Source organism: Citrobacter sp. UYEF32 (assembly GCF_040546205.1).
GTDB classification, from domain to species: domain Bacteria; phylum Pseudomonadota; class Gammaproteobacteria; order Enterobacterales; family Enterobacteriaceae; genus Phytobacter; species Phytobacter diazotrophicus.
Genome location: NZ_JBEPNI010000018.1, coordinates 1 through 4,855, shown reverse-complemented (window position 1 = coordinate 4,855; position 4,855 = coordinate 1). Strand labels below are relative to the sequence as shown.

4 protein-coding genes, 4 tRNA genes and 1 rRNA gene are annotated in these 4,855 nt (G+C 48.8%); 1 reads left to right on the top strand and 8 read right to left on the bottom strand.

Going from position 1 to position 4,855, the window contains the following annotated elements; translation table 11 throughout:
• The 5 genes from ABIB59_RS26300 to ABIB59_RS26280 all read right to left on the bottom strand — a co-directional run.
• The coding region (locus ABIB59_RS26300; RefSeq protein WP_354037694.1) for a GTP-binding protein at window positions 1–230 on the bottom strand (230 nt) is incomplete at its 3' end.
• Between the two features lie 115 nt (window positions 231–345).
• Window positions 346–421 (bottom strand) — tRNA-Thr (locus ABIB59_RS26295).
• A 5-nt stretch (window positions 422–426) separates the two neighbouring features.
• Window positions 427–501 (bottom strand) — tRNA-Gly (locus tag ABIB59_RS26290).
• Window positions 502–610: 109 nt separating this feature from the next.
• Window positions 611–695: transfer RNA gene (locus ABIB59_RS26285), tRNA-Tyr, on the bottom strand.
• A gap of 8 nt (window positions 696–703) precedes the next feature.
• Window positions 704–779: transfer RNA gene (locus ABIB59_RS26280), tRNA-Thr, on the bottom strand.
• Window positions 780–1,668: 889 nt separating this feature from the next.
• On the opposite strand from ABIB59_RS26280, the gene coaA reads away from it, so the two are divergent.
• Window positions 1,669–2,619, top strand: a complete 951-nt coding sequence (gene coaA, locus ABIB59_RS26275; protein ID WP_039076759.1) for a type I pantothenate kinase — start codon at window positions 1,669–1,671, stop codon at window positions 2,617–2,619.
• A gap of 30 nt (window positions 2,620–2,649) precedes the next feature.
• On the opposite strand, the gene birA is transcribed toward coaA, so the two are convergent.
• The 3 genes from birA to rrf form a co-directional block, all read right to left on the bottom strand.
• Window positions 2,650–3,612, bottom strand: a complete 963-nt coding sequence (birA, locus tag ABIB59_RS26270; RefSeq protein WP_039076758.1) for a bifunctional biotin--[acetyl-CoA-carboxylase] ligase/biotin operon repressor BirA — start codon at window positions 3,610–3,612, stop codon at window positions 2,650–2,652.
• Window positions 3,609–4,637, bottom strand: coding sequence for a UDP-N-acetylmuramate dehydrogenase (gene murB, locus ABIB59_RS26265; protein WP_039076757.1), 1,029 nt, complete (start codon window positions 4,635–4,637; stop codon window positions 3,609–3,611). Before murB ends, birA begins: the two co-directional genes overlap by 4 nt.
• Window positions 4,638–4,773: 136 nt before the next feature.
• Window positions 4,774–4,855: ribosomal RNA gene (gene rrf, locus ABIB59_RS26455) — 5S ribosomal RNA — on the bottom strand; the annotation flags it as partial.

Here is a 4,855-nt window from a genome sequence, read left to right as displayed (position 1 = left end):
TAGTGACGGATCGCAGTATCGTACTCAACGTGAGAGGTGTTGATGGTGATACCACGTGCTTTTTCTTCCGGCGCGTTATCGATCTGGTCGAATGCGCGAGCCTGGCCACCGTAAGTTTTGGACAGAACGGTAGTGATTGCAGCGGTCAGCGTTGTTTTACCATGGTCAACGTGGCCGATAGTACCGACGTTAACGTGCGGTTTTGTACGTTCAAACTTTTCTTTAGACATCGATTGTCCCTCTAAGACACGGATAAATCGGTGATATCACCACATCAACCAGGCAACATGCCCGACTTGTTGAATGCAATAAACAGAGAGAAACAGGGGAGGAGAGATAAAGAAGTGGTGCTGATACCCAGAGTCGAACTGGGGACCTCACCCTTACCAAGGGTGCGCTCTACCAACTGAGCCATATCAGCACGTCTGGAGCGGGCAGCGGGAATCGAACCCGCATCATCAGCTTGGAAGGCTGAGGTAATAGCCATTATACGATGCCCGCATCCTAAAACTCGGCTACCCTATTCTTTCTGTGTTTCAGGAGAAGAAAACTCTCCCTTTGAGTTGATTCAGTTTTGACACCAACTCTGGTCACACGAGGTGACCGAAAATGGTGGTGGGGGAAGGATTCGAACCTTCGAAGTCTGTGACGGCAGATTTACAGTCTGCTCCCTTTGGCCGCTCGGGAACCCCACCGGACTTGATGGTGCCGACTACCGGAATCGAACTGGTGACCTACTGATTACAAGTCAGTTGCTCTACCTACTGAGCTAAGTCGGCATCAAGTAGCGCGCATTCTAGGGAGACAGAGCGCTTGATGCAACTAAAAAATTGCACAAATTGTTCTATCGCTCACATTTTGCACGACAAGGCCGTTAAATGCTGCTATTTCAAGCAAATCAGTGGAAAAAACCAGCATCGTGGCAGCTATTGGAGGCCATACCTCCTCGCCGTTTAAGGCGAGCGCACCTCCCATCTGTCTGTATAAAGTGCTTTTGCTTCACCCTGATGCCGTTTTTTAACCAATCAAGAAGAAATCCCTTATTGAGGAGAGCGTGATTCGTATCACCTGTACGCGGGAGTAGCACTGTAAAAAGGGTCTTTCCGTTTATTGCGAGGAACTTGCCAATTTGTTGTGCAGGTCGTTCAGAGGGACGAAACGAACGGTCATCTTCGTAACATCATCCATCAAGATAAATAAGGTACACCATCAGCTCCGCCGAAGCGGTTCTGGCTAATACCTTATTAATACATTTGAGAAAGCGGGTTATGCATGGCAACGCAGCCTTCTTTATCACTAAGCACAGGCCGGTTTGCATATAGAAGGTTTCTACAGTAGCAGGGACGACACTGCCTGCCGAAATAGCGGATTTCCTGAACTCAGCAGATGGAAACACACATTCAACCGCGATTTATTACAAACGCTTATTCGCGGTAATTCCGTTATCCCGCGCTATTGCCTGGCAGTCTCTGAAACGTGATGCTTTCCCCGGAAAGCATCATGCAGACGCGATTTTTCATATTATTCCCTGCCATCTGGTGTTAACCTCCTGCCCATTGTCCTAACTTATATCAATAACGTCGCGCCATCACATTACCTTAAAAGAAGGCTTCTCGCTCCGTGTCGGAAGCATACGTGGCGAGCCACCATGGCAGGCAGAAAAAGCTTATGAGTAAAAAAGAGCAAACGTTAATGACCCCGTACTTGCAGTTCAATCGTAGCCAGTGGGCTGCGCTTCGTGATTCAGTGCCGATGACGCTCACTGAGGGTGAAATCGCGCGGTTAAAAGGCATTAATGAAGATCTCTCTTTGGAAGAGGTTGCAGAGATTTATCTGCCGCTATCGCGTTTGCTCAATTTTTATATCAGTTCGAATTTACGTCGCCAGGCTGTGCTTGAACAATTCTTAGGCACGAATGGACAAAGAATACCTTATATCATCAGCATTGCAGGTAGCGTTGCCGTGGGCAAAAGCACCACTGCACGTGTATTGCAGGCTTTATTAAGTCGCTGGCCGGAGCATCGCCGCGTTGAATTAATCACCACCGATGGCTTTTTGCATCCTAATCAGGTTTTAAAAGATCGTGGCCTGATGAAGAAGAAAGGGTTTCCGCAATCTTATGATATGCACCGTCTGGTGAAATTCGTTTCCGATATTAAATCCGGCGTGCCAAACGTTACTGCACCAGTATATTCACATTTAATTTACGATGTGATCCCGGACGGAGATAAAACGGTAACTCAACCGGATATTCTGATCCTGGAAGGACTCAACGTATTACAAAGCGGTATGGATTATCCTCATGACCCTCATCATGTATTTGTTTCTGACTTTGTCGACTTCTCCATTTATGTCGATGCGCCGGAAGAGTTACTACAGAAATGGTATATCAATCGCTTCCTGAAATTCCGTGAAGGGGCTTTCGCCGATCCGGATTCTTATTTCCATAACTATGCGAAATTGACCGAAGAAGAAGCCATCAATATAGCCACATCCCTTTGGAAGGAAATTAACTGGCTAAATTTGAAAGAAAATATCCTTCCAACTCGTGAGCGTGCAAGCCTCGTTATGACCAAGAGTGCCGACCACGCGGTCGAGCAAGTACGCCTGCGAAAATAAAACAAGGGGAGCGAAATGCTCCCCCTTTAATTATTCGGCACTGCGTAAGGAAATTTCACCACCCATCCAGGGTTTAATTACTCCATCCTGTTCAAGCAACAATGCACCTTGTGCATCAATGCCACGCGAGATACCAAATATTTCTCTCTCGCCGATGATCAATTTCACCGGGCGATCGATAAAGTTATCCAGTTTCTTCCAGCGAGAGAGCCAGGGGCTTAACCCTTCTTGTTCAAAAGACTGCAGCGCAGCACGTAATTCATTAATCAGACGGACAGCGAGCGTATTGCGATCAATGACTACGCCCGCTTCTTGCAGGTTAACCCAGCCTTGATTGATCACGTCACTTTCCGCATGGCGCATGGCAAGGTTAATGCCAGCCCCTATCACGATCTGCGCAGCATCGCCGGTTTTACCGGTTAATTCAACTAGGATACCGGCAAGTTTACGGTCACCCAGATACAGATCATTGGGCCATTTCACCCGAACATTTTCTGCGCCAAGTTCTTGCAGAACTTCTGCCATGATAATGCCAATGACCAGACTTAATCCGATGGCCGCAGCCGGACCTTGTTCAAGACGCCAGTACATGGAGAGATAGAGATTCGCACCAAAGGGAGAGAACCACTTACGCCCACGCCGACCACGCCCCGCCTGCTGGTATTCTGCGACACAGGCATCACCGGATCGCAGCTCGCCGATACGATCCAGCAGGTATTGGTTAGTGGAATCAATAACCGGCAATACGGCCACTTTACCTGTTTGAACCTGCGTTACGATCAGTTCTTCATTCAACAATTGGATGGGTTCAGGAAGACTGTAACCTTTACCGGGCACGGTGAATACATCCACCCCCCAGTCACGCAGGGTTTGAATGTGTTTATTGATAGCTGCACGACTCATGCCCAGCCGCTCACCGAGCTGTTCGCCAGAATGGAATTCACCATCAGCAAGGATAGAGACCAGGGTTAATGGAATGGTGTTGTCTTTCATGCAATCACCTCCACGGCATTGACTTCGCCTCGATGGCCGATAAAACGCACCTCCGGTTCCAGCCAGACATTAAACTTCGCGCCAACCTGTTCACGCACATGGTGAGCCAGGCGGACAACATCTTTACTGGTCGCGTGATTTTGATTGATTAGCACCAGTGCCTGTAACGGATGAACGGCTGCCCCACCAATAGATACACCTTTTAATTGGCATTGATCGATAAGCCATCCGGCAGCGAGTTTTACTGTGCCGTCAGGTTGAGGGTAATGGGGAGCTTTCGGGGACTTTTCCAGTAGCGCGGCGGCCTGTTCGGCACTCACAACCGGATTTTTAAAGAAGCTACCGGCATTACCGTTTACTTTCGGATCGGGCAACTTACTGGTGCGCATGCGGCAAACTTCTTCAAAAACGTTCTGCGGCGTTACGGTTGCCGGGTCCAGACGCGTCAGATCGCCATAAGTCAGAACCGGCTGCCACTGCTTAGATAAGCGCAACCCAACCGCGACGATTGCGTAGCGATCCTGATACTCATGTTTGAAGATACTGTCACGGTAGCCAAAGCGGCAAGCTTCTGCCGTTAATCGGCGGGTATTTCCCGTACTCAACTCTACACAGTCGACATAGGCGCAAACGCGCTGCAATTCAACACCGTATGCGCCGATATTCTGGATAGGCGATGAACCAACACAACCGGGGATCAACGCAAGGTTTTCCAGACCGGGCATTCCATGCGAGAGTGTAAATTGCACGAGTTGATGCCAGTTTTCTCCCGCACCAACATGTACATGCCAGGCCTCGGCGCTTTCCTCAGTTTCAATACCCAGGATGCGGTTAATAATGACCGTACCTGTGAAATCTTCCAGGAAAAGAACATTACTGCCCTCACCCAGCATCAATACGGGCTGTTCATTACGTATGGATTCCTGCCACGCTTCAAGTAGTTGCTGCACGCTTTCAGCACGTATTATTTTATTTGCATTGTGATCAATGCCGAAGGTATTCCAGGGCTTAAGGGAGTGGTTCATAGACGCTGTCCTGATGCAAAAACCCGGCTAGTTTACCGCATATGCAAAGTGAGCGCTTGTGGTTATATGGGAGGTTTCTTGAGGGATAAAAACGCAAAAAGCCCATCCGTGAGGATGGGCTTTTTACTTGTTTGATGCCTGGCAGTTCCCTACTCTCACATGGGGAGACCCCACACTACCATCGGCGCTACGGCGTTTCACTTCTGAGTTCGGCATGG